The following is a 23,341-nucleotide window of genomic DNA, read 5'->3' as shown; positions in this document are numbered from 1 at the left end:
GGTGGGTTGTGCAGGTAGGTCAGGCGCCGCGGGCGCCCTTGCCGCCGTCGACGGTGAGGACGGCGCCGGTGGTGTACGCCGCGGCGGGGGAGGCGAGCCAGAGCACGGCGGCGGCTACCTCGGCGGGGCTTCCCAGGCGGGCGAGCGGCGCGGCGGAACCGATCTGTTGCCGGATCCGATCCGGCTGCGCGGTGGTGCCGCCGGAGTCGATGGAGCCGGGCGCGACGGCGTTGACCCGGATGCTGCGGGCGGCGTAATCGAGAGCGGCCGTACGCGTCAGGCCCACGACTGCGTGCTTGGCGGCGACATAGGCCGCCATCCCGGGAGCGCCGGCGACTCCCGCGGTGGACGCGACGTTCACGATGCTGCCGCCATCGGGAAGAACCGCCAGTTCGTGGTGCATCGCCACCAGCGTCCCGCGCAGGGTGACCCGGAGGACGCGGTCGGCCTCCTCGATCACGAGGTCACCCAGGGGTGCAGGCCGGTGGGAGGTGCCGGCGTTGTTGACGGCGATGTCCATGCCCTCGGCCGCCGCCCGTTCGACCAGGCGGCGGACGGCGTCGTCGTCGATGATGTCGGTGGGGACCGTGTCGGCGGTGCTGCCGGCGGCGTCCAGCTCGGTGCGGAGCTGATCGAGCTTGCCCCGATCCCGAGCCGCCAGGATGAGCCGGGCCCCGGCGGCGCCCAGGGCGTACGCGATCGCCTGCCCGATGCCACCGTTGGCGCCGACGATCAGTGCGGTGTGTCCGTCCAGTACGCCGGTCATGCCGTGCCTCCCTGCCTGCGGTGGGACCGCTGGAGGTCCTGTACCCACGGTCCGGCCGGGACCTGGCATGCGCAAGGCCGCCGGGGGCGATGTGTCCGGAATCCTGGGAAGCCTGGCTGACCGACCTGATCGCGCGCTCGTAAGGTGGAGGTATGGGTCCGCGAGTGGTGGTCGTGGTGGGGTACGACGGGATCGAGCTGGTCGATGTCGCCTGCGTCACCAGCGGCTTCGTCCATGCGAATCGACTGGGCGCCGCACCGGCCTACGAGGTTCTCCTGGCCACGACGACCGGCGGGACGAGCCGTACCGACAACGGGATCGACATCAGCGTGCATCGAAGGCTGGACACGATCACCAGCCCGATCGACACCCTGGTGATCTCCGGTGGCTTGGGGCACCAGGCCGCGGCAGCGGACCGGCTTCTCGTGGGGCAGGTGCGGCGCGTCGCCGCGCTGGCCCGGCGGGTCGCCTCGGTGTGCACGGGGGCGACGGTGCTGGCTGCCGCGGGCCTGCTGGACGGCCGGCGCGCCACGACGCACTGGTTCTATGCGGAGGACCTCGCGCGCCGCTTTCCCGCCGTACGCGTGGATCCCGCACCGATCTACATCCGCGACGGCGCCATTGCCACCTCAGGTGGGGTCACCGCCGCGCTGGACCTCACCCTCGCCTTCATCGAGGAGGACCACGGCGCCGAGACCGCTCGTCGGGTGGCGATGGGGATGGTTACCTACCTGCAGCGGCCCGGCAACCAGAGCCAGATGAGCATGTACACCCGGCTGCCGCGACCGGAGCAGGTGATCGTACGCCGGGTCGTCGACCACATCCTCACCCACCTGGCCGACGATCTGACCACGGTGAGTCTCGCGCGTACCGTCGGCGTCAGCGAGCGGCACCTGAGCCGACTCTGCACCCGCCATCTCGGCCGGACCCCGGCCCGCCTGGTGCGGGACGCACGCTTGGATGCGGCGGCCCGGTTGCTCACCGAAACCAGTGAGCAGACCGCCGGGATCGCGCGCACCTGCGGGTTCGCCTCCGGCGAATCGCTGCGCCAGGCGTTCTCGGCCCGATACGGGATCTCGCCCACCCGATTCCGGGCGGTCAACGGTGGTAGCCGGCACTGATCGTGGGCCCATGGAGATCCAAGGACCCGTTGATATCATGATATCGAGGGGGTAGTCATGACCAACATTCTGGTACGCGGACTCAGTGAAGCCACGGTGCAGCGGATCGACGCCGAGGCGGCCGCACTGGGGCTGTCCCGCAACGAGTACCTGCGCCGCAAACTCGAGGGGGAGGCTGCCACGTCCCCGTCGCCGGAAGTGAGCGTGACCGAGGCGGACTGGCAGCGGTCGGCGGCTACGTTCGGCGATCTGGCCGACCCCGCGGTGATGGATGCCGCGTGGCACTGACGAGTTGGTTGGTCGACAAATCGGCCTACGCACGCCTGCAGTCGGGCCAAGCGGCCCGACTCGACGAGTGGAACGCCCGGATCGAGCGCGGTCTGCTTCGGCTGTCGACCGTGACCCGACTCGAGTTGGGCTTCTCGGCTCGCTCGGGGCAGGGCGGGCGCGAGGCGTTCGGCCGGCCGCCGCTGGCGCTGATGCCGCTGGAGCATCTGACGCCCGCGATGGAGGACCGGGCCTGGGAGGTGCAGATGCTCCTCGCCGATCGTGGTCAGCACCGGGCGCCGTCGATTCCGGATCTGCTGATCGCGGCGACAGCGGAGAAGACCGGACTGACGGTGCTCGCCGTGGACAAGGACTTCGACCTGATCGCCGCGATCACGGGGCAACCGGTGGAGACGCTCGAACTACGGTGACCGGGTCGCGGACGAGGCGCGCATTCGAGCGCTGAATCCATCTCACGTTTCATGACCCCCGAGCGTCTTCCTGGTGAGAGCAGAGAGGTAAGGGACATGAATACTGCACGACGTCATACCCAGATCGCCACCGCGTTGGGCGAGTTGACCCTGGTCGCCGAGGGTGAAGACCTGACTGGCCTGTACTTCCCCGAGCATTGGCATCGGCCGGACGCGGCGGTGTTCGGCGAACCCGTCGACGCCGATGCCGACGAGGTGTTCGTGCGAGCGAAGGCCGAACTGGATGCCTTCCTCGCCGGCGAGCGACGGGAGTTCGACGTGGCCACCCGGACCCGGGGCGACGAGTTCTGCGAGCGGGTGTGGGCGCTGCTGCGCGACATCCCCTACGGCGAGACCACCAGCTATGGCGCGCTGGCGGAGCGATTGGGTGATCGACGGCTGGCCCGGCGGGTCGGTCAGGCGGTCGGGCGCAACCCGGTCAGCATCCTGATCCCCTGCCATCGGGTGCTGGGGGCAGACGGTTCCCTGACCGGGTACGCCGGCGGTCTGGAGCGCAAGCAGTTCCTGCTGGACCTGGAGGAACCCGTTGCAGCAACACCGGCGGCATTGTCCTAGAAATCGGATCTCACGTTTCGCTCGGCTGGTGCGTCTACGGTGTGATGAGGATGAAGCTTCCGTTCGAACAGGTCGTCGGGCGGCACGGAGAGACCGTGCTGCGGGTGTGCCGCGCCGTGCTCGGGCCCGGCGCGGACGCCGACGACGCCTGGTCGGAGACCTTCCTGGCCGCACTGAAGTCATGGCCGGAGCTACCCGAGGACACCAACGTCGAGGCATGGCTGGTACGCGTCGCCGGCCGCAAGGCGATCGACATCACCAGGGTGCGTGCTCGGCAGGCGATCCCCACCGAAGAGCTTCCGGAACGGCCGGCCACCGTGGGGAACCCCGGTGGTGATGAGTACGGGGTGTGGGCGGCGGTGTCGGCATTGCCGCCGCGGCAGCGGCTCGCGATCGCCTACCACTACCTGGGCGGACTGCCGCACGCCGAGACCGCCGAGATCATCGGGGGTAGCCCAGCCACAGTACGCCGGGCCGCAGCCGACGGCATCAAGAGTTTGCGGAAGACCTACCACGCGGGCGAGCACACGAAAGGAGCACCCCGATGACCGACATCACACCGTCCGGGATCGACCAAGCGATCGATGACGGCACGGGAGCCGAGCAGGCCGCCCTTTTCCCGATCGATACTCCCACGATGGCGGCGCTGCACGACCGCCTGGCCGCCCTGGCCGCGGACCGGGGCATGCTGGATATCGCGTACCGCACGATCGATACCCCGGTCGGGCCGTTGCTGCTGGCCGCGACCGAGACGGGCCTGGTGCGGGTGGCCTACGAGCGCCAGGACTTCGACACGGTGCTGGAGTCGCTGGCGCAGAAGATCAGCCCCCGCATCCTGGCGGCCCCCCGACGCCTGGACCCGGTTGCCGTCGAGTTCGACGCCTACTTCGCCGGCCGGCGACAGGCGTTCGATGTGCCCCTGGACTATGCGCTGTCCTCGGGGTTTCGGCAGCTTGTGCAACGCTACCTGCCGCATATCGAGTATGGGCACACCCAGTCCTACAAGGAGGTCGCCGAGTCCGTCGGAAACCCGAAGGCGGTGCGAGCGGTCGGCACGGCGTGCGCGACGAACCCGCTGCCGGTGGTGGTGCCCTGCCATCGGGTGCTGCGTACCGACGGGAGCCTGGGCGGCTACATCGGCGGATTGGCCGCGAAGACGACCCTGCTGAACCTGGAGGGGGCGGCATGAGCGCGGCGAAGACCGAGCCGGATGGGTACGCCCAGCGCGTGAACTCCGGCGACTGGGAGTCCATCACCGACGAGGTCAATGCGTTCGGCGGGGCCCTGCTGCCGCAGTTGCTCACGGCAGTGGAAGCCGCGGAGATCCGCGACCTCGACCACGTCGACGCCGCGTTTCGGCAGACGGTCACCATGGGGCCACTGCGGTTCGGCGAGGGGCAGTACAAGTATTTCCACGCGCCGTACCCGGAGCCGATCGAGCGCCTCAAGCAGGCCCTGTATCCGCGTCTGTTGCCGATCGCCCGTGATTGGTGGGGCAAGCTCGGCCGTGAAGCGATCTGGCCCGACACCCTGGATGAATGGTTGGAGTTGTGCCACCGGGCGGGGCAGAACAAGTCCACCGCGATCCTGCTCAAGTACGGCGCGGGGGACTGGAACGCGCTGCATCGTGACCTCTACGGCGATCTGGTGTTCCCGCTGCAGGTGGTGCTCAACCTCAACCAGCCGGGCGTGGATCACACCGGCGGGGAGTTTCTGCTGGTCGAACAGCGTCCCCGGGCGCAGTCGCGGGGGTCGGCGTTCCTGTTGCCGCAGGGACACGGCTTTGTGTTCGCCACGCGGGACCGGCCCGTGCGTTCCAAGCGCGGCTGGTCAGCGGCCCCGGTCCGGCACGGGGTCTCCCCGATTCGGTCGGGGGAACGGATCACTCTGGCGCTGGTCTTCCACGATGCCGCGTGAGGGTGCGATGACCGGCAGGACGTACACGTCGCTCGGCGCCGATCGCCGGCCCTACCAGAGCCCGACCCCGGGCACGCTGGGCGGGCACCGCCGCGGGCGGCTCTACGGCCGCTTGGACTGCCCGGCGGCGCTGCGCGCGATCGCGAACGGCGGATACGTGACGAATCGGGTGTTCTTCGCCGACGAGGCCACGGCGATCGCTGCCGGGTTCCGACCCTGTGGCACGTGCCTGCCCGAGCGGTACGCCGCCTGGCGACACCCGCGCGAGGAGTCTCGGTGAGCACGCTGTTCGGAGACGACATGATCGAGCGGCCCGTGCCGGAACTGCCCGCGGGGGCGTACTACGTGCCGGGCTGGCTCACCCTCGACCAGCAGCGCTGGCTCGTCGCTCGCTTTCACGAGTGGGCGAATGGCCCCGTCCCGATCAGGGCCGCCATGGTCCGGGGGCACGAGATGAGCGTACGCACGGTCTGCCTGGGCTGGCACTGGCGCCCCTATGAATACACCCGCGAGGCCGTCGACGTGAACGGCAACCGGGTGCTTGCCTTTCCTGACTGGATGGTCCGCCTCGGCCGCCGGGCGCTCGTCGCGGCCGACCGGCGACCCGCACGCGGGAGACGATTACACCCCCGACACGGCCCTGGTCAACCACTACGACGCAACGGCCCGGATGGGACTGCATCAGGACAAGGACGAACGGTCACCGGCGCCGGTGGTATCGCTGTCGATCGGAGACACCTGCCGCTTCCGGTTCGGCAACCCCGTGACCCGGAGCCAGCCCTACCAGGACCTCGACCTCGCTTCGGGCGACCTCTTCGTCTTCGGCGGGCCGGCCCGGTTGGCGTACCACGGCGTCCCGAAGGTCTACCCGGGCACCGCACCGGCCGGCTGCGGGCTGGAGAGCGGCCGGATCAACATCACCCTGCGCGTCACCGGCCTGGACGGCTGACACATGGCCAGCAATCCCACCCGAGCAGAACGAGCGAAGGAACAGCCCGTCGGGCCGCACAACGTGATGCCCCCGGATCGAAGCGACCGGGATCATCGACCAGCACCGGCTCGGCTTGCGCCGCTTCTGCGTGGTTGGTTCGCGTGAAGCCCCTCTCACCGTTCCGTATCGACGCGCACGGCCCGTTCGACCACGAGGCGGTCCTCGATACCCTCGCCGCGCATGCGGTGGACGGACTGATCCGCCTCGACCGTGCGAAGGCGGAGCTGACGCGCTGGATCGAGGTCCGGGGCCAGGCGCAGTTGGTATCGCTCCGCCTCGACGAAGGGGGCGTGACCCTGGCTCCGGCCACCAACGACGGGAGTGCGAGCGACGACGAGAGTGTGCGCCACGAGATCGTCGCACGCGTACGCCACTGGTTCGACCTCGACACCGACCTCGGCCCGATCAACGACCACTTGGCCGCGGACCCGTTGTTCGCCGAGGACATCCGGTCGCGGCCGGGCATTCGGATCACCCGTTTCCCTGCACCATTCGAAGCAGTGATCCTCACGGTGCTCGGCCAGCAGGTGACCCTGGCCGCCGGCCGGCTGTTCGCGGCCCGACTCGTTGCCGCGTACGGCTCGGACCCGGTACCGAACCCCTCGACTCACACCATCCCGGCGCCGAACCCCTCGGCGCACACCCTCCCGGCGCCGAACCCCTCGGCTCACACCCTCCCGGCGCCGCACCCCTCGGCGCAACACCATCCGGCGCCGAACCACCCGGGGCCGAGCCACCCGGCGCAGGGGCTCCGCAGATTCCCGACGCCGCAGACCCTCGCCGCCGTACCAGTGGATCGGCTCCGTGCCGCGATCGGACTTACCCGGACCCGAGCCCGCACCCTGCACGAGATTGCCGTTCTCTTCGCCACCAAGGGCGACGGCGAATCCCTGCCGACGCGGCCGGAACTGCACGCCGTCCAAGGGATCGGACCCTGGACCCTGGACCACCTCGCCATCCGCGCCGGCACGGACACCGACGCCTTCCCCAGCACTGACGCCGTCCTGCGTCGCGCCCTCACCGGCGAGCACGCCGGCGCCGACCGCATCGCCTCCTGGAGTCCCTACCGCAGCTACGCGGCAACCCGGCTCTGGGCTCTGGTGCGCAGAGTCACACCGGCAAACCCCGGTGCGCCGGGCCACAGCGGCATAGCCTGAATACATGCGGATCCCGCAACGGCTTGTTGGCACTCCCGACGAAACGACACCCCAGCGGCCAGGAGGTGCCGCCACCCGAAATCGACTCGCCACCTGGGACACGAAACACCCCTGGCTGTGGGCGATCGCCCTTGCCTTCGGTGGAACACTCCTGACGGCCTTCGGCGTCGGCTTCACCCAGACCCGCCAACTGGACCAGCCGGCCGCGACCTACACGCAGGCCGGGTTCGTGGCTCTCTCGGCGCTGGTGGGCCTGCTCATCATGTGGCGCACCAGGCCGACCCTGGCCCAGTACGGGTTCCGCCGCCCCCGGGAGCTGGACCGAACGCTGTGGCTGCTGCCGCTGGCGGTGATTCCGGTCATCCTGGTCGCGACCACCGGTCTGCGCGTGACTCCGGCGCAGGCCCTCGCGTACCTGGCGCTCGCCGTCGCCGTCGGCACCAACGAGGAAATCTGGTTCCGCGGACTGCAACTGGCCGCCCTGCGAGGCCTGGGGGAGCGACCCGCGATCATCGGCGGCTCCGCCCTGTTCGGTGCGATGCACCTGACCAACTTCTTCGCCGGGAGCCCGCCGCTGCACCTCGGCCTGCAGTTCGCCTTCGCCTGCCTGGTCGGCCTGGTGCTCGCCGAGATCGTGGCAATCACCGGCAGCCTCTGGATCGGCATCGCGTGGCACCTGGTCTACGACCTCGTGGCGTGGAGCGCCGTCGACACGTACGCGCCCACCGCGCTCGCCGGGCTGGCCGTGATGACGGTGGTGCTGGCGGGCTACGCCGTGTGGCTGTGGCGGCGGCTACCCGCCCCGGCGCGGCCGGCGTGAGATACTGGAGCCAGGCGTGCTCGTATCGCCTCTTCCCCGTCGCGCCAGCGGCGGGTCGAACTGCCGTCGAGCCCCAGGACAGCGTCCGCCGTCCACAGTGACGTGGGGGAGCGCGCAATGTCGGCACCACAACGGATCCAGCAGCATCGCCGGTACCTGATGTGCCGACCGGACCACTTCACGGTCAGCTACCAGATCAACCCGTGGATGCACCCGACGCATCCGACCGACACCGCCCGGGCGGTCCGCCAGTGGCAGACCCTGTACGACACCTACCGGGCCCTCGGCCACCAGGTTGACCTCATCGAGCCCATCCCCGGCCTGAACGACATGGTGTACACCGCCAATGGCGGACTTGTCATCGACGGGGTCGCCCTCGGCGCCCGGTTCCGCGTCCGCCAGCGGCGCGGCGAGGAAGGCCCCTTCCGCGAGTGGTTCGCCACCCACGGCTTCCGCGTCGTCGCACCGATCGCCACTCAGGAGGGCGAGGGGGACCTGATGCTCGTCGGCGACACGATCCTCGCCGGCCACGGCTTCCGATCCGAGCTCGCCAGCAACTCCGAGGTGGCCGGCGTGTTCGGGCTCGAGGTCGTCTCCCTGTGCCTGATCAACCCCGCCTACTACCACCTGGACACCGCACTGTGTGTCCTGGACCCGGTGCAGGGCCCCGGCGGGGTCGACCGGGCGAACATCGCGTACCGTCCGGCGGCCTTCGACGCGCCCAGCCGGGCCGTCCTGGCCGAGCGCTTCCCCGACGCGATCCGGTTGCCCGCGACCGAGCCCGAGAGCCTGGACCTGAACGCGCTCAGCGACGGTCGGAATGTGTTCATCGCGCCGTACGCCGACAACTTTGCCGCCCAACTGCGCGAACGCGGATACCACCCCGTCCCGGTCGACATGTCCGAGCTGCACCTGGGCGGTGGCGGGATCAAATGTTGCACCCTGGAATTGCGAGGAGCCCGATCATGAACCCCCATCCCGACACCCCGACCGGGCGCATCATCGCCCAGGAACAGGCGCACGTCGCCCGCAACTACGACCCGCTCCCGGTGGTCGTGGCCACCGCCGAGGACGTCTGGGTCACCGACGTCGAGGGCCGACGCTACCTCGACCTGCTGTCGGCCTATTCGGCGCTGAACTTCGGGCACCGCCATCCCGAGTTGGTCAAGGCGGCCGTCGACCAGATCGGGCGGCTCACCCTGACCAGTCGGGCGTTCCGCAACGATCGCCTCGGAGCCTTCTGCGCCGCGCTGGCCGAGCTGTGCGGCAAGGACCTGGTGCTGCCGATGAACACCGGCGCCGAGGCGGTGGAGACCGGCATCAAGGCGGCCCGGGCCTGGGCGTACCGGGTCAAGGGGGTGCCGGCCGACAGCGCCCGGATCATCGTCGCGGCCGGCAACTTCCACGGGCGGACCACGACCATCGTCGGGTTCAGCGACGATCCGCTGGCCCGCGACGGGTTCGGGCCGTTCACCCCCGGTTTCGACATCGTGCCGTACGCCGACCCGGCCGCGATCGAGGCGGCCATCGACGCAGATACCGCCGCCGTGCTGATCGAACCCATCCAGGGCGAGGCCGGTGTGATCATTCCGCCGCCGGGTTACCTGCGGGCCGTACGCGACATGTGCACCCGGCACAACGTGCTGTTCATCGCCGATGAGATCCAGTCCGGCCTCGGTCGCGCCGGCACGACGTTCGCCTGCGACCGTGAGGGCGTCGTCCCCGACCTCTACCTGCTGGGCAAGGCCCTGGGCGGCGGCATCGTGCCGGTGTCGGCGGTGGTCGGTGACCGCGCCGTCCTCGGGGTGTTCGCTCCCGGCGAGCACGGGTCGACCTTCGGCGGCAATCCGGTCGCGGCGGCGGTCGGGCTCCGGGTGGTCGAACTGCTGCGCACCGGCGAATTCCAGCAGCGTGCGACCGACCTGAGCCCCCACCTGCGGGGCCTGCTCGACGATCTGTTGGGGCACGGCCTGACCGCAGTACGGGTGGCCGGCCTGTGGGCCGGCGTCGACATCGAACCCTCCCGCGGCACGGGCCGCGCAGTTGCCGAGAGACTGCTGACCCGCGGCGTCCTGGTCAAGGAAACGCATGGCCAGACCATTCGGATCGCCCCTCCGCTGACGATCCGGACCGCCGACCTGGACTGGGCGATCGATCAGTTGCGGCTCGTCCTCCAGGAGTCCTGAGCGGCAGACCAACCACGCCTGCTACTGTCCAGTAGGAGCGACGCTGTGGTCGCCATGAAGGGGGTCCCATGTCCTTGCGCGAGATCGAGTTCACCTCGGCGAACGGCCGCGACAGCATTCAGGGTTGGCTCTATACGCCCGCCGCCGCCCCGAAGGGCATCGTGCAACTCATTCACGGGCTGGGGGAGCACTCGCGGCGCTACCTCCATCTGATCAGCGCCCTGCTGGACGCCGGGTTCGCCGTCGTCGCCGATGATCATGCCGGGCACGGGCGTACCGCCATGCTGTCGGGGATCTGGGGCGACGCCGGGGACGACGCGGCCCGAGTGGTCGTCGCCGACGAACTGACCCTGCAGGCCCGGGCCCGCGAGGAACTGCCCGACCTCCCCTACGTGGTGTTCGGACACAGCTGGGGTTCGATCATCGCGCGCGGGATGGCCATGGACCCCGCGGCCGCGCTCTCGGGGCTGGCCCTGTGCGGCATCGCCGCCCAGATGCGCGGACTGGAGCAGACCCTGGACCGGGCCGAGCTCGCCCGGCTGGCCTCCGGTGAGCACCGGGTCGACCCGGTCCCGGACACCATCGTGGCGCAACTGTTCGACGGCTTCCTCGAGCGCTTCGGGGACGGAGCCGGTCCCACCGCCTGGGTCGCCCGCGATGCCGATGTCGTCGCCGATCATGCTCGGGACCCGTACAACAACTTCGGCGCCCCGATGAGTGCCCGCTTCGTCCAGGGATTCGCCGACCTCTACGACCGGGCCAACGGCGATGAGTTCTACGCCACCCTGCCCACCGACCTGCCGGTGCTGATCATCGCCGGCGAACAGGACCCGGTCGGCAACTTCGGCGAGGGCGCCTTCCACGTCGCCAACCGCCTGCACACCACCGGTCACGCCGACGTCCGCGCTCGGGTCTTCCCCGGCGTCCGCCACGAGATCCACAACGAGCCGGAAACCCGCGCCGACACCGAGCAGGAGATCACCGACTTCGCCACCCGGGTGACCGCCCGGGCCTGAGCCGGGCGGGCGGGCCGACCCGGCACTGATTGCCGGGCAGGTCCGCAATCACTGCAACTGCAGCGCCGGAAGTACGCCCATCTGCACCATGGCACTGACTTCGTCACGCACGCCCCAGTGTTCGGCCAGGCGATCACCCTCGGTGCGATAGATGTGGATGGTGGTCATTTCGTAGTGCTTTCCGGCGGCATCCGGGCCGTAAACCGCGGGGACTCCCTCGCCGGTTGCCCGGGCCCGCAACACGATCCGATCCGCGGTTTCGATCGTGTCCTGGATGCTGTACCGGATCTTGAGCACCTGGGTCACGAAGGTCAGGATCTCGGTGTACCCCGCCGGGCCCGGCGGGATCGGAAAGGGTGAGCCGTGATCGACGAAATCGTCGGTGACGCACTGTGCCAGGCAGGACAGATCCCCGGAGTTGATCGCATCGAATACTTGGCGAGCTGCTGGCATGGCGGCGTTGCTCATGATTGACTCCTCGGAGAGGTTGGGTGGATCAAAGTTCCACTGGAATTAGAATCCATCCGAATGGGGAGGTGTGTCAATGGCCCGCGACTACGACAATTCGACGCGTGCGGAGGCAGCCCTGCATACCCGTCGACGCATCGTCGAGCAGGCGCGCGGTCTGCTGTTGCAGGGCGGGTACCGGACCATGACCGTGGCGTCCCTGGCGAAGGCGGCCGGGGTCAGTCCGCAGACGGTGTACAACTCCGTCGGCAACAAGGCGGCTGTGGTCAAGGCCGTCTACGACGTGATGCTGGCCGGCGATGACACCCCGGTACCGATGAGCCTGCGCCCGGAGTTCATCGCGATGCAGAACGCCGGGACGCGCGGGGAGATGCTGGCGGCGTACGCGGCCCTGAGTCGCCGGATCCAGGCGAGCGTGGCGCCCCTGCTGGCGCAACTGATCTACGCCGGCCCGGCCTCGGATCCGATCATCGCCGAGCTGGTCGCCACGATCGAGCGGGAGCGGCGTACCGGCAACGGGCACATGGTGGCAGCCATGGTGGCCAAGCACGGCTTGCCCGACGGCCTGACCGCGGAGCAGGTGATCGACACCATCTGGACGCTCACCTCACCGGAGAATGCCGACCGGTTGCTGCGACGCTGCGGCTGGAGCCCGGAGCGCTACGAGGACTGGCTCGCCACCTGTCTGCAGGCGACCCTGGCCTGAGGCTCGCCCGTTACTCGGCGGCCAGCCGGGCCAGCACTTGGCGTTCCGGCTTGCGCAGCGCCGGCAGGGTCGGCAGGAACGTCGCGGCGATGGTGATCAGCAGGGTCACCACGAAGGCACCGACGAACGATCCCCAGGGCACCGAGAGCACGGCGGCGTACCCGGCCGCCGGCAGCCCGAAGTGGAAGTACGCCAGTTCCACCCCCACCGCGATCAGGGCCGGGAACAGGGCCGTCACCGCGATGATCACCGCCTCCAGCACCGGCAGGGTGCGCCGTTGCCCCGGGGTGGCGCCGAGCACACCGGTCAACGCGAGTTCGGCGTCGCGTTGCTTGCTCATCATCAGCAGCGACCCCACCCCGCCGGCCAGGGCGATGGCCAGCGCCGGACCGACCATGGTCAGGACCGGTCCGATTCCGGCGCCCGAGAGTTGAATCTCGTAGCCGGCAGCGGCGGTCGTCGCAGCGATGGTCGGCATCACCACGGTCATTCCGAGCAGAATCGCTACGGTGAACATCACCGGCGTGACCGAGCGGGCGAATCGGGCACCCCGGCGCGACACATTGCGTCGGGCGATCTGCCACGACGCGCTGCGCACGGGGATGAGACCGGTCCAGAACCGGGCCAGGTGCCCGACGTACAGGTGGGCGACGCTGGCGAATGCCAACGTGGTGGTGAGCAGCACTGCGATGGCCAACTGCATGACGTTGCTCGCGGTCTCCTTGTTCCGCGCCTGGGCCAGGACCGGGAGCATCCCGAACGCGATGCCGGTGACCAGCAGCGCGGTCACCGCACCCAGCACCGGCAACACGACCCGGCGTCGCGACGTCGCCGCCTCAGCCTGCCGCAGGGCCTCCACCGGTGGGATCCGGCTGGCCCGGCGCGCCTGTCCCAGCCCCGCGAGCAGCGCGAACCCGACGGTCAGCAGGTTGGTCAGCAGGACCACACCGAGATCGTGGACCGGGGTCGGTGCGACGACGAGCATGTCCGGCTCGGTTCGGACCGCGGCCAGCAGGTTGAGTCCGGGGCCCAGGGTGGCCAGGCAGATCACATCGGCGATCAGCGCGCACGCGAGGGTGACCGCGGCCAGCTGTCCCAGCACGGTCCCGAGCACCTGGCCCGGGGTCGCCCCGGCCAGCGCCAATCGGGCCAGGGCGCCGCGCCGGCAGTCGATCACCAGACTGACCGAGGAGGAGACGACTCCCAGTCCGACGATCCCGCCGAGCACGAAGTTGGTGAGCGGTACGAGAGTGAACTCACCGGACTGCTCCAGGACCATCTCTCCGTTCGCCACCGCGGTGAAACCGCTGACCACGGTCAGCGCGGAGAAGACGAACACCAGACTGAGCACCAGAAAGACGATGCTGACGCCCAACCAGGCCGGCCACGAGTTCCGGAGTTCGGCGCGCTGGATCTTCAGCATCACTCCGCCTCGCTGGTCAGGGCGGCCAACTGGGCGGCGACCTGCGCCGAATCGGGCTGCACCATCTCTGCGACCAGGCGGCCGTCGCGCAGGAAGAGCACCCGGTCACACTGCGCGGCAACATTGGGGTCGTGGGTGACGATCAGCGCGCACTGGCCGGAGGTGTGGGCGATCTCGCCGATCGCTTCGAGCACGACACGGCCCATCCGGGTGTCCAGGGCGCCGGTGGGTTCGTCGGCGAAAAGCACCTTGGGACGCTGGGCCAACACCCGTGCCAGCGCGACCCGTTGCTGTTCGCCGCCGGACATCGAGGAGGGCCGAGAATCGCCGTGCTCGCTCAGGCCGACCTGGGCCAGTGCCTGGGCGACCAGACCGGCCGCCGGCTTCCGGCTGCCGAGGAGATAGGGGAGTTCGACGTTCTCGGCAGCGGTCAGTGTCGGGACCAGGTTGTAGCTCTGGAACATGAAACCCAGCTCCGAGCGCCGCATCTTCGCCAGGTCGGTTCGCGAGCGGCCGGCCAGGTTCACCCCGTTGATCACCACCTGTCCTCCGGTCACTTCCTCCAGCCCGGCCAGGCAGTAGAGCAGGGTGGACTTGCCCGAGCCCGAGGGTCCCATCACCGCGACCATCTCCCGGCCGTGGACCCGCAAGGAGATGTCGTGCAGGATTTCCACCCGGTCGCGGCCGACTTCGTAGACCTTGTGGATCTGCGAGCCGCTGATCAGCGGCTGCGTCGGTGGCGCGGGCGTGCCGGCCGTCCGTTCCTCATTCTCGACATCCATTCCTGACCCCCTCGTCGTGCGGATGCCCGACCGTGGCGCCCTGTAGATGGAGGGCGCCGGTCCGGCAGGGCCAAGGCTAATCGAGTCAGTAGCCGAGAGCGATTCGGCCGGCGCCCCCTCCTCCGGTGCCGGTTAGGCTGGGCCGCATGGAGCCGGTACTCGGTCGAGTCAGGACGCGCGACGGTCGGACCCTGACGACGTACGAATGGGGGAGCGGTCCGGATCTGGTGGTGCTGGAGGCGGGCCTGGGGTTCGGTGGCCGGTATTGGGGCCCGGTCGCCCGGTTGGTCGCCGAGCGGGCGCGGGTGGTGGCGTACGACCGAGCCGGTTTCGGGGACAGCACGCCGGATCCACAGCCGCGCACGCTGCAGCGACTCGGCGATGACCTGCGGCAGCTGGTCGAGGCCCGAGCGGGGGGCCGGGTGGTGCTGTGCGGGCACAGTTGGGGTGGCCCGATCATCCGCGTCGCGGCGTCGTCGATGGACCCGGAACTGCTGGCCGGCCTGGTTCTGGTGGACCCGTCCGATGAAGGAGCGCGACTGTACGACTCCCACGGCTGGGTGCTCTCCGAACGGCTGACCGCGCTGCTGATGCCGGTGCTCGCCCGGACGGGGGTGCTGCGGCTCAGCATCGCCGCGATGACCCGACGGTACCTGACCGCTACCGACCGGGCAGCCATGGTCGCCTCCTCGTCCTCGGTGCAGGCAGCCCGGACGACCATGGCCGAGGACGCGCACTTCCGGGCCGGGCTGGCGTACCTGCGCCGGGAGGCAACCTTCCCGCAGGTTCCGGTGACGGTGCTGTCCGGGGTGCGGTACGCCCGATTCACCCCGGGCCGCGCGGACCTGATCCGGGCCCATCGGCAGACCGCCGACCGGAGCCCCCAGGGACGCGTCGTGCCGGCGCGGGCCTCGCAGCATCTGATCCCGCTCACCGAGCCCGAATTGATCGCCGCGGAGGTGCTCCGGCTGCTGCCGCGGGGCTGACCCCTTGTGCGGCTGCGGGCTGAGTGGGACGCTCACTGTATGGCCCGTCCGATAGTGCCCCCTCCCGGCTATGTGCTTGCCGGCCTGGCGATCCAGCGGCTGCTGGCGCGGCATCCGAAGGCGGGCATCCGGCGCAAGGCGGCGGCCGGGGTGATCGTTGCGGGCGCCCTCGGCCTGTTCGTGACGGTGGCCCTGTCCTTCTGGCGCAACGGGACGACGATCGAACCACGTCGCCCGGAGGAGGCGTCCCGGCTGGTGACCGACGGGCTGAACGCACTGTCGCGCAACCCGATCTATGTCGGCATGGCGGCGACCCTGGTTGCGCATGCCCTGTTCCTCGGCAGTTGGCGCGCCCTGCTGCCGGTGGCCGGATTCGTCCTGGTGATGGATCGGACCCAGATCGCGGCCGAGGAGGCGGCCCTGGCGGAGTTGTTCGGTGCCGACTACGCCGAGTACCGCGCGCGGGTCCCGCGGTGGGTCGGGCCGCGACCCGGCGGCACGCCCGCACCGGCCTAGGCTGGGCCCATGGATCTGGGATTGAACAATCGTGTCGTGCTCGTCGTGGGTGGTACCGGCCTGATCGGTGCCGCTGTCATCGACCGGCTGCGTCGGGAGGGCGCGGTGCCGGTGTCGGCCTCGCGGTCGGGGCGTGATGGCCTGGTGCTGGATGTTCGCGACGACGCGTCGGTGACGCACGCCATCGAAACCGTCCTCAGTGATCAGGGGCGACTGGACGCGCTGGTGGTCACTGCGGCCCCTGCGGCGCAGACCCTGGACCCGGCCCGGCAGGCCGACCCCACCCAGGTGCTCGAGGCGTTCGACGCCAAGGCGATGGGGTTTCTGCGGGCGGCCAATGCCGCGCTGCTCCCGATGACTCGGGCCGGATACGGCAGGATCGTCGGCGTGTCCGGCCAGAATGCGTTCCTGACCGGCAACCTGACCGGCTCGGTCCGTAACGCGGCCCTGATCATCGCGGCGAAGAATCTCGCCGACGCCGCGGCCGGCTCGGGGGTCACGGTGAACACGGTCAGTCCCGGCTTCGTGACCGCCGACGCCGCGACCGAGGTGGCACCGGGCGCACCGGGGGAGACCACCCCGGAGGCGATCGCCGACCTGATCGCGTTCCTGGTCTCGCCGCTGGCCGGAACCATTTCCGGGGAGTCCATCGCGATCGGGCACCGGATTCGCGGGGTCACCTCGCTGTGATCGGTGCCGCCGGTGCCGCGGAGCGGCGCCGGTGACAGAATCGGATCCGTGGCGAGCACTGGGGCGAGCAATCAGGCGGACGTGATCGTGGTCGGCGCCGGGCTGGCCGGTTTGGTGGCTGCCGCCGAGGTCGCCGATGCCGGCCGCAGCGTCCTGCTGGTGGACCAGGAGCCCGAGCAGTCCCTGGGTGGGCAGGCGTACTGGTCGCTGGGTGGGCTCTTCCTGGTCGACAGTCCGCAGCAGCGCCGGCTGGGCATCCACGACTCCGTCGAACTCGCGTGGCAGGACTGGCTCGGATCGGCCCAATTCGACCGCGACGAAGACTATTGGCCCCGGCAGTGGGCACGGGCGTACGTCGAGTTCGCCGCGGGGGAGAAGCGCAGTTGGCTGCACCGCCAGGGGCATCGGATCTTCCCCGTCGTCGGGTGGGCCGAGCGCGGCGACGGGCGCGCCGACGGCCACGGCAACTCCGTGCCCCGCTTCCATCTGACCTGGGGGACCGGTCCGGGGGTGGTCGCGCCGTTCGAGCGGCGGGTGCGGGCCCATGCCGAGACCGGGCGGGTGCGGTTCGCGTTCCGGCACCGGGTGGATGAGGTGCTGCTCGAGGCGGGGACGGCGGTCGGCGTACGCGGGGCGCTGCTGGAACCCAGCGACATCGCACGGGGGCAGGAATCCTCGCGGGTGGTGGTCGGGGACTTCGAGTACCGCGGGCAGGCGGTGATCGTCACCTCCGGCGGGATCGGGGGCGACCTGGACCTGGTCCGCCGGGCCTGGCCGGCTCGCCTCGGCACCCCGCCGGCGTCGATGGTGTGCGGCGTACCCGCGCATGTGGACGGACGGATGCTGGCGATCACCGAACGCGCCGGCGCGCGGATCATCAATGGCGACCGGATGTGGCACTACGTCGAGGGGATCCGCAACTGGGATCCGATCTGGCGCAACCACGGAATCCGGATCCTGCCCGGGCCCAGCAGCCTGTGGCTGGACGCGACCGGACGCCGGCTGCCGGCGCCCTATCTGCCCGGCTTCGACACCCTCGGCACCCTGCGGGAATTGCGCGCGACCGGCTACGACTACTCCTGGTTCGTGCTCACCCAGAAGATCATCGAGAAGGAGTTCGCACTCTCCGGCTCGGAACAGAATCCCGACCTGACCGGGAAGGACGTCCGCGGCGTCCTCGACCGGGCGCGCCACGGCCCGGCACCGGTGGAGGCGTTCAAGCAGCACGGCGAGGACTTCGTCGTCGCCGACGACCTCGACGCGTTGGTCGCCGGGATGAACGACCTGGCCCGGATCGACCCGGTCGGTCCCAGGCTCGACGGCGACGCGCTGCGTCGGCTGATCGAGGCCCGCGATCGGCAGATCGCCAATCCGTTCGGCAAGGATGCCCAGGTGACCGCGCTGTATGGCGCCCGGCATTACCGCGGTGACCGACTGTCCCGGGTGGCCAAACCGCACCGGCTGCTCGACCCCACGGCCGGTCCGCTGATCGCGGTGAAACTGCACATCCTGTCCCGCAAGACCCTCGGTGGCCTGGCGACCGATCTGTCCGGGCGCTGCCTGCGGGTGAGTGGGGACCCGGTCCCGGGCCTGTACGCCGCCGGTGAGGTCGCCGGCTTCGGCGGGGGCGGCATGATGGGCTACAACGCCCTCGAAGGGACCTTCCTCGGCGGCTGTCTGTTCTCCGGCCGGGTTGCGGGACGGGCGGCCGCGGCTGCCCTCTGACGGTGCCCGGGCGGCCTCTCCACGGGAAACGTGCAAATTTTGTCAGACCCGTCCGGGAGAGTCTTTCTCGTCAGCGGATCAGCCGCTGCCTTCCCCGAAAGGCGACCTCGTGAGCACCAATCAACCCGTCCCTGTCCCTGCCCCGATGCTGCCCCTGCGGTTCCGCTTCAACGGGGGCGCGGGCTCCTACTTCCTGGTGGGCCTGGGCAGCGCGCTGCTGACGATCTTCACGTTCAATCTCGCCACGCCGTGGGCGATCTGCATGTACTTCCGCTGGGCCGTCCAGCACACCACGGTGAACGGTCAGCCGGTCCGGTTCACCGGCACCGGGCTGGGGCTGTTCGGGCTGTGGATCAAGTGGTGGCTGCTGATGTTCGTCACGCTCGGGATCTACTCCTTCTGGGTGGTCCCCAGCCTGATGAAGTGGATCATCGAACGGACCGAGCTCGCGGTGCCGGTGCCCCCGCAGGAGGCGGTGCCGGTCGGAGCGGGCCTGGCTCCCCGGGCGCAAATTTCGCCCGCGATCGATCAGCCGGTCGCGGTTTCGCCGCAAACGGCGCAGCAATCGTACTGAGCGGTTGAGCGGTCCACCGCGGGCCACCTGCCGGTGACCGATGATGGAACAGGAGTTAGCCACGTCACATTTGGCGGTGCTAACCTCCACCAACAGCGCCCCGGAACGGGCCGTGGTCACCACCATGGTCCGCGCCCGGGTGCCCGCCAGGAGTCACCGGGTCGCCCTGTGCCTCGGCGCGGGTTCGGTGTGGCCGCGGGCTGCGGCAGACCCAACCCGCGCCGGCGGCGCCGGCAATGATCCCGACCAGTGAGGTTCGCAGTCATGTTTTCGAAAGTCCTTGTCGCCAACCGTGGCGAAATCGCTATCCGCGGGTTCCGTGCCGCCGTCGAACTGGGGGCCCGGACCGTTGCGGTGTTCCCGTACGAGGACCGCAACTCGGTGCACCGGACGAAGGCCGACGAGGCATACCAGATCGGTGAGGTCGGCCATCCGGTCCGGGCGCACCTGTCCATCGAGGAGATCGTGGCCGCGGCCCAGAAGGCGGGCGCGGACGCGGTCTACCCGGGCTACGGATTCCTTTCGGAGAACCCCGATCTGGCCGCCGCCTGCGACGCCGCCGGGATCACCTTCGTCGGGCCGCCGGCCAGTGTGCTGGAGCTCACCGGAAACAAGGCGCGGGCCATTGCCGCGGCCAGGGCGGCCGGGCTGCCGGTGCTGGCATCCTCGGAACCGTCCGCCGACGTCGACACGCTGCTGGCTGCCGCCGAGACCATGCAGTTCCCCCTCTTCGTCAAGGCCGTCGCCGGTGGGGGCGGCCGCGGGATGCGCCGGGTCGCCGAGCGTACGCAACTGCGCGAAGCGATCGAGGCGGCTTCCCGGGAGGCCGAGGCCGCCTTCGGTGATGCCACTGTGTTCCTTGAGCAGGCCGTGGTCGACCCGCGGCACATCGAGGTCCAGATCCTGGCCGACGGGCAGGGCAATGTGGTCCACCTCTACGAGCGCGACTGCTCCCTGCAGCGTCGGCATCAGAAGGTGATCGAGCTCGCGCCCGCACCGAACCTGGATCCCGAGTTGCGGGACCGGATCTGCGCGGATGCGGTGAAGTTCGCCCAGCAGATCGGCTACCAGTGCGCCGGCACGGTCGAGTTCCTCCTGGACACCCGCGGCAACCACGTCTTCATCGAGATGAATCCGCGGATCCAGGTGGAGCACACCGTCACCGAGGAGATCACCGACGTCGACCTGGTGCAGGCCCAACTGCGGATCGCCTCCGGGGAGACCCTCGCCGACCTCGGCCTCACCCAGGATTCGATCAGCATCCGCGGTGCCGCCCTGCAGTGCCGGATCACCACGGAGGATCCGGCCAACGGTTTCCGGCCCGACACGGGTCGGATCACCGCGTACCGTACCCCCGGTGGCGCCGGCATCCGGCTGGACGGCGGCACCACGGTCGGGGCCGAGGTCGGGGCCCACTTCGACTCGATGCTGGTGAAGCTGACCTGTCGCGGTCGCACCCTGGAAGCCGCCGTCGCCCGGGCCCGCCGGGCGGTGACCGAGTTCCGGATCCGCGGCGTGGCCACCAACATCCCCTTCCTGCAGGCGGTCCTGGATGATCCCGACTTCCGCGCCGGCCGGGTCACCACCTCCTTCATCGAGGAGCGGCCCGGCCTGCTGACCGCGCGTCGGTCGGCCGATCGCGGCACCAAGATCCTGGAATACCTCGCCGATGTCACGGTGAACCAGCCGCACGGCGCCCGTCCCACCGAGGTCTACCCAGCAGACAAACTGCCGCAGCTCGACCTGAGTGCGGCGCCGCCGAAGGGGTCCCGGGACCGGCTGCTGGAGCTCGGCCCCGAGGGCTTCGCGAAGGCCCTGCGCGCGCAGAAGGCCCTGGCGGTCACCGATACCACCTTCCGCGACGCCCACCAGTCCCTGCTCGCCACCCGCGTGCGGACCTCCGGCCTGGTCGGGGTCGCGCCGTACATCGCCCGGATGACCCCGGAGCTGTTCTCCATCGAGGCCTGGGGCGGCGCCACCTACGATGTCGCGCTGCGGTTCCTGAAGGAGGACCCCTGGGAGCGGCTGGCCGCCCTGCGGGAGGCCGTCCCCAACATCAACCTGCAGATGTTGCTGCGGGGCCGCAACACCGTCGGCTACACCCCGTACCCGGAGAAGGTGGCCCGCTCCTTCGTCCGGGAGGCCGCGGACACCGGCATCGACATCTTCCGGATCTTCGACGCGCTCAACAACGTCGACCAGATGCGTCCGGCCATCGAGGCGGTCCGGGAGACCGGCACCACCATCGCCGAGGTCGCCATGTCCTACACCGGTGACCTGGCCGACCCGGGCGAGAAGCTGTACACCCTCGACTACTACCTTCGGCTGGCCGAGCAGATCGTCGAGTCCGGCGCCCACATCCTGGCCATCAAGGACATGGCCGGCCTGCTCCGCGTCCCGGCCGCGACCAAGCTGGTCACCGCGCTGCGGTCCAACTTCGACCTGCCGGTCCACGTCCACACCCATGACACTCCGGGTGGGCAATTGGCCACCTACCTCGCCGCCTGGCAGGCCGGGGCGGACGCGGTCGACGGCGCGGCGGCGCCGCTGGCCGGCACCACCAGCCAGCCCTCCCTGTCGGCGATCGTGGCCGCCGCGGCGCACAGCGACGTCGACACCGGCATCGACCTGCAGGCGGTCTGCGACCTGGAGCCGTACTGGGAGGCCCTGCGCAAGGTGTACGCGCCGTTCGAGTCCGGCATCCCCGGGCCGACCGGCCGGGTCTACACCCACGAGATCCCCGGCGGCCAGCTGTCGAATCTGCGCACCCAGGCGATCGCGCTCGGCCTCGGCGATCGCTTCGAGGACATCGAGAGCGCGTACGCCGGAGCCGACCGGCTGCTCGGCCGACTGATCAAGGTCACCCCGTCCTCCAAGGTCGTCGGCGACCTGGCCCTGCACCTGGTCGGGGCCGGCGTCTCGGTCGACGAGTTCGCCGCCGACCCGGGCCGGTTCGACATCCCCGACTCGGTCATCGGCTTCCTCCGCGGTGACCTCGGCGACCCCGCCGGCGGCTGGCCGGAACCCTTCCGGACCAAGGCGCTGGCCGGCCGAAGCAGCGGCAGTCCCGTGGTCGAACTGTCCGCCGCGGACGAGGCCCTGCTCGACGGCGGCTCGGCCGAGCGCCGGATCACCCTGAGCCGGTTGCTCTTCCCCGGTCCTACCAAGGAGTTCCTGGAGAGCCGGGAGCAGTACGGGGACCTGTCCCGGCTGTCGACCAACCAGTTCTTCTACGGCCTGCGCCGCGGGGAGGAGCATCGGGTCCGCATCGACAAGGGCGTGGACCTGCTCATCGGCCTGGAGGCGATCTCCGAGCCCGACGAGCGCGGCTATGTCACCGTGATGTGCATCCTCAACGGACAGCTGCGTCCGGTGTCGGTTCGCGACCGGTCCATCGCCAGTGAGGTGCCGTCGGCCGAGAAGGCCGACAAGACCAACCCGGGTCACGTCGCAGCACCGTTCGCGGGCGCGGTCACCATCACCGTCGCCGAGGGTGACCGGGTCGAGGCCGGGGACACCGTCGCCACGATCGAGGCGATGAAGATGGAGGCCTCGATCACCGCGCCCGTCGCCGGAACGATCGCCCGGGTGGCGCTGCGCCTCGAGCAGCAGGTCGAGGGTGGCGACCTGCTGGTGGTCATCGACTAGGACCTCTGATCCGCACGCCCCTCCCGGTGGCCCGCACCCAGGTGCGGGCCACCGGTGTGTCCGGACCGGTGTGTCCGGACCGGTGTGTCCAGACGGGGGTGCCCGGACCGGCGGAGAGGGAGGTGGGCCCGGTCCAAGTACTGGTGATGTGCAGGACGACCATAAGCGGGATCGGTCCATGGTGAGTTCGTCGCTGACCGGGGCCAGGTCCTTGGTCGAGGCGGCCAATGGGTCGGCGTACCCGGCCAGCGCCTCCCCGGACAGCGGGCCCGGCAGTATCGGATTGACGTAGGTGCAACCTGACGGGAGTTCCAGGCGGCGACGGGGCAGCCGGGTCGGCACGGGTCTCGTGCGGTGCGCGGGCCCACATCCGGTACGCGGCCCCTGCAGGGCCCGCGAATTCCAGCGGGCACTGAGCCCCAGCAACCCCCGCGAACTCCCAGCAGTGACCGCGAACTCCCAGCAGCGACCGCGAACCGGGGATCCTGGCCGGTACAGCGGCGGTTCGGTCAGCCAGCTTCAGTTTTGGTAACACA

25 protein-coding genes are annotated in these 23,341 nt (G+C 70.1%); 21 read left to right on the top strand and 4 right to left on the bottom strand.

Annotation, left to right across the window (positions count from 1 at the left end; genetic code table 11):
• Positions 1-19: 19 nt before the first annotated feature.
• The gene (locus tag G531_RS0111455) at positions 20-766 is read right to left on the bottom strand and encodes an SDR family NAD(P)-dependent oxidoreductase (RefSeq protein WP_026927366.1); all 747 of its coding nucleotides are present in this window, start codon (positions 764-766) and stop codon (positions 20-22) included.
• Between the two features lie 152 nt (positions 767-918).
• Here G531_RS0111455 and G531_RS0111450 point away from each other — a divergent pair, with 152 nt between their 5' ends.
• The 14 genes from G531_RS0111450 (at position 919) to G531_RS0111385 (ending at position 11,287) form a co-directional block, all read left to right on the top strand.
• Positions 919-1,887, top strand: a complete 969-nt coding sequence (locus G531_RS0111450) for a GlxA family transcriptional regulator (protein WP_026927365.1) — start codon at positions 919-921, stop codon at positions 1,885-1,887.
• A 57-nt stretch (positions 1,888-1,944) separates the two neighbouring features.
• The gene (vapB, locus tag G531_RS0111445; protein WP_026927364.1) at positions 1,945-2,175 is read left to right on the top strand and encodes a type II toxin-antitoxin system VapB family antitoxin; all 231 of its coding nucleotides are present in this window, start codon (positions 1,945-1,947) and stop codon (positions 2,173-2,175) included.
• The gene (locus G531_RS0111440) at positions 2,166-2,585 is read left to right on the top strand and encodes a PIN domain nuclease (protein ID WP_026927363.1); all 420 of its coding nucleotides are present in this window, start codon (positions 2,166-2,168) and stop codon (positions 2,583-2,585) included. The genes vapB and G531_RS0111440 overlap by 10 nt, the downstream gene beginning before the upstream one ends.
• Positions 2,586-2,681: 96 nt before the next feature.
• Positions 2,682-3,200, top strand: a complete 519-nt coding sequence (locus G531_RS0111435; protein WP_026927362.1) for a methylated-DNA--[protein]-cysteine S-methyltransferase — start codon at positions 2,682-2,684, stop codon at positions 3,198-3,200.
• A 50-nt stretch (positions 3,201-3,250) separates the two neighbouring features.
• Positions 3,251-3,748 (top strand): RNA polymerase sigma factor, encoded by a 498-nt coding sequence (locus tag G531_RS0111430; RefSeq protein ID WP_035758634.1) that lies wholly within the window; start codon positions 3,251-3,253, stop codon positions 3,746-3,748.
• A complete protein-coding gene (locus G531_RS0111425; RefSeq protein WP_026927360.1) occupies positions 3,745-4,389 on the top strand; it encodes a methylated-DNA--[protein]-cysteine S-methyltransferase in 645 nt (214 codons plus the stop codon). Before G531_RS0111430 ends, G531_RS0111425 begins: the two co-directional genes overlap by 4 nt.
• Positions 4,386-5,117: a 2OG-Fe(II) oxygenase gene (locus tag G531_RS0111420; RefSeq protein WP_026927359.1), complete on the top strand. Its 732-nt coding sequence runs from the start codon at positions 4,386-4,388 to the stop codon at positions 5,115-5,117. The genes G531_RS0111425 and G531_RS0111420 overlap by 4 nt, the downstream gene beginning before the upstream one ends.
• Entirely contained in the window at positions 5,107-5,397 is a 291-nt protein-coding gene (locus tag G531_RS0111415; protein WP_026927358.1) for an Ada metal-binding domain-containing protein, read from the top strand. Before G531_RS0111420 ends, G531_RS0111415 begins: the two co-directional genes overlap by 11 nt.
• A 261-nt stretch (positions 5,398-5,658) precedes the next feature.
• Complete coding sequence (locus tag G531_RS26465; RefSeq protein ID WP_211221834.1) at positions 5,659-6,066, top strand: alpha-ketoglutarate-dependent dioxygenase AlkB; 408 nt, start codon at positions 5,659-5,661, stop codon at positions 6,064-6,066.
• Between the two features lie 143 nt (positions 6,067-6,209).
• Positions 6,210-7,265 carry a DNA-3-methyladenine glycosylase family protein gene (locus tag G531_RS22055; RefSeq protein ID WP_051215386.1) on the top strand — a complete coding sequence of 352 codons (1,056 nt, stop codon included), beginning with the start codon at positions 6,210-6,212 and terminating at the stop codon, positions 7,263-7,265.
• A gap of 4 nt (positions 7,266-7,269) precedes the next feature.
• Positions 7,270-8,085 (top strand): CPBP family intramembrane glutamic endopeptidase, encoded by an 816-nt coding sequence (locus G531_RS22050; RefSeq protein WP_051215385.1) that lies wholly within the window; start codon positions 7,270-7,272, stop codon positions 8,083-8,085.
• Positions 8,086-8,202: 117 nt separating this feature from the next.
• A complete protein-coding gene (ddaH, locus tag G531_RS0111395) occupies positions 8,203-9,054 on the top strand; it encodes a dimethylargininase (protein WP_026927357.1) in 852 nt (283 codons plus the stop codon).
• A complete protein-coding gene (gene rocD / locus G531_RS0111390) occupies positions 9,051-10,271 on the top strand; it encodes an ornithine--oxo-acid transaminase (RefSeq protein ID WP_026927356.1) in 1,221 nt (406 codons plus the stop codon). Before ddaH ends, rocD begins: the two co-directional genes overlap by 4 nt.
• 68 nt (positions 10,272-10,339) lie before the next feature.
• Positions 10,340-11,287, top strand: coding sequence for an alpha/beta fold hydrolase (locus G531_RS0111385; RefSeq protein WP_026927355.1), 948 nt, complete (start codon positions 10,340-10,342; stop codon positions 11,285-11,287).
• Between the two features lie 48 nt (positions 11,288-11,335).
• On the opposite strand, the gene G531_RS0111380 is transcribed toward G531_RS0111385, so the two are convergent.
• Positions 11,336-11,755: an ester cyclase gene (locus G531_RS0111380; RefSeq protein ID WP_026927354.1), complete on the bottom strand. Its 420-nt coding sequence runs from the start codon at positions 11,753-11,755 to the stop codon at positions 11,336-11,338.
• Between the two features lie 76 nt (positions 11,756-11,831).
• Between G531_RS0111380 and G531_RS0111375 the strand changes: the two genes are divergently transcribed.
• Complete coding sequence (locus G531_RS0111375) at positions 11,832-12,461, top strand: TetR/AcrR family transcriptional regulator (protein ID WP_035758631.1); 630 nt, start codon at positions 11,832-11,834, stop codon at positions 12,459-12,461.
• A 10-nt stretch (positions 12,462-12,471) separates the two neighbouring features.
• Here the strand turns inward: G531_RS0111375 and G531_RS0111370 are convergent, their stop codons facing one another.
• Together G531_RS0111370 and G531_RS22045 are read right to left on the bottom strand one after the other, a co-directional pair.
• Positions 12,472-13,884, bottom strand: a complete 1,413-nt coding sequence (locus tag G531_RS0111370) for an FtsX-like permease family protein (protein ID WP_026927352.1) — start codon at positions 13,882-13,884, stop codon at positions 12,472-12,474.
• The gene (locus G531_RS22045; protein ID WP_051215384.1) at positions 13,884-14,666 is read right to left on the bottom strand and encodes an ABC transporter ATP-binding protein; all 783 of its coding nucleotides are present in this window, start codon (positions 14,664-14,666) and stop codon (positions 13,884-13,886) included. Before G531_RS22045 ends, G531_RS0111370 begins: the two co-directional genes overlap by 1 nt.
• A 146-nt stretch (positions 14,667-14,812) precedes the next feature.
• Between G531_RS22045 and G531_RS0111360 the strand changes: the two genes are divergently transcribed.
• The 6 genes from G531_RS0111360 (at position 14,813) to G531_RS0111335 (ending at position 22,805) form a co-directional block, all read left to right on the top strand.
• Entirely contained in the window at positions 14,813-15,652 is an 840-nt protein-coding gene (locus G531_RS0111360) for an alpha/beta fold hydrolase (RefSeq protein WP_026927351.1), read from the top strand.
• Between the two features lie 39 nt (positions 15,653-15,691).
• Positions 15,692-16,168 (top strand): methyltransferase family protein, encoded by a 477-nt coding sequence (locus tag G531_RS0111355; RefSeq protein ID WP_026927350.1) that lies wholly within the window; start codon positions 15,692-15,694, stop codon positions 16,166-16,168.
• Positions 16,169-16,177: 9 nt separating this feature from the next.
• The gene (locus tag G531_RS0111350; protein WP_026927349.1) at positions 16,178-16,858 is read left to right on the top strand and encodes an SDR family NAD(P)-dependent oxidoreductase; all 681 of its coding nucleotides are present in this window, start codon (positions 16,178-16,180) and stop codon (positions 16,856-16,858) included.
• A gap of 48 nt (positions 16,859-16,906) precedes the next feature.
• Entirely contained in the window at positions 16,907-18,583 is a 1,677-nt protein-coding gene (locus tag G531_RS0111345) for an FAD-binding dehydrogenase (protein ID WP_026927348.1), read from the top strand.
• 109 nt (positions 18,584-18,692) lie between these two features.
• Positions 18,693-19,157 carry a DUF898 family protein gene (locus G531_RS22040; RefSeq protein WP_211221833.1) on the top strand — a complete coding sequence of 155 codons (465 nt, stop codon included), beginning with the start codon at positions 18,693-18,695 and terminating at the stop codon, positions 19,155-19,157.
• A 264-nt stretch (positions 19,158-19,421) separates the two neighbouring features.
• Complete coding sequence (locus G531_RS0111335) at positions 19,422-22,805, top strand: pyruvate carboxylase (RefSeq protein ID WP_026927347.1); 3,384 nt, start codon at positions 19,422-19,424, stop codon at positions 22,803-22,805.
• Positions 22,806-23,341 lie beyond the last annotated feature (536 nt).

Origin of the sequence: Granulicoccus phenolivorans DSM 17626 = NBRC 107789 = JCM 15570 (genome assembly GCF_000423085.1) — a bacterium.
Lineage (GTDB): Bacteria > Actinomycetota > Actinomycetes > Propionibacteriales > Propionibacteriaceae > Granulicoccus > Granulicoccus phenolivorans.
The sequence above is the reverse complement of the archived record's forward strand: the minus strand, read 5'-3'. Positions and strand labels throughout refer to the sequence as shown.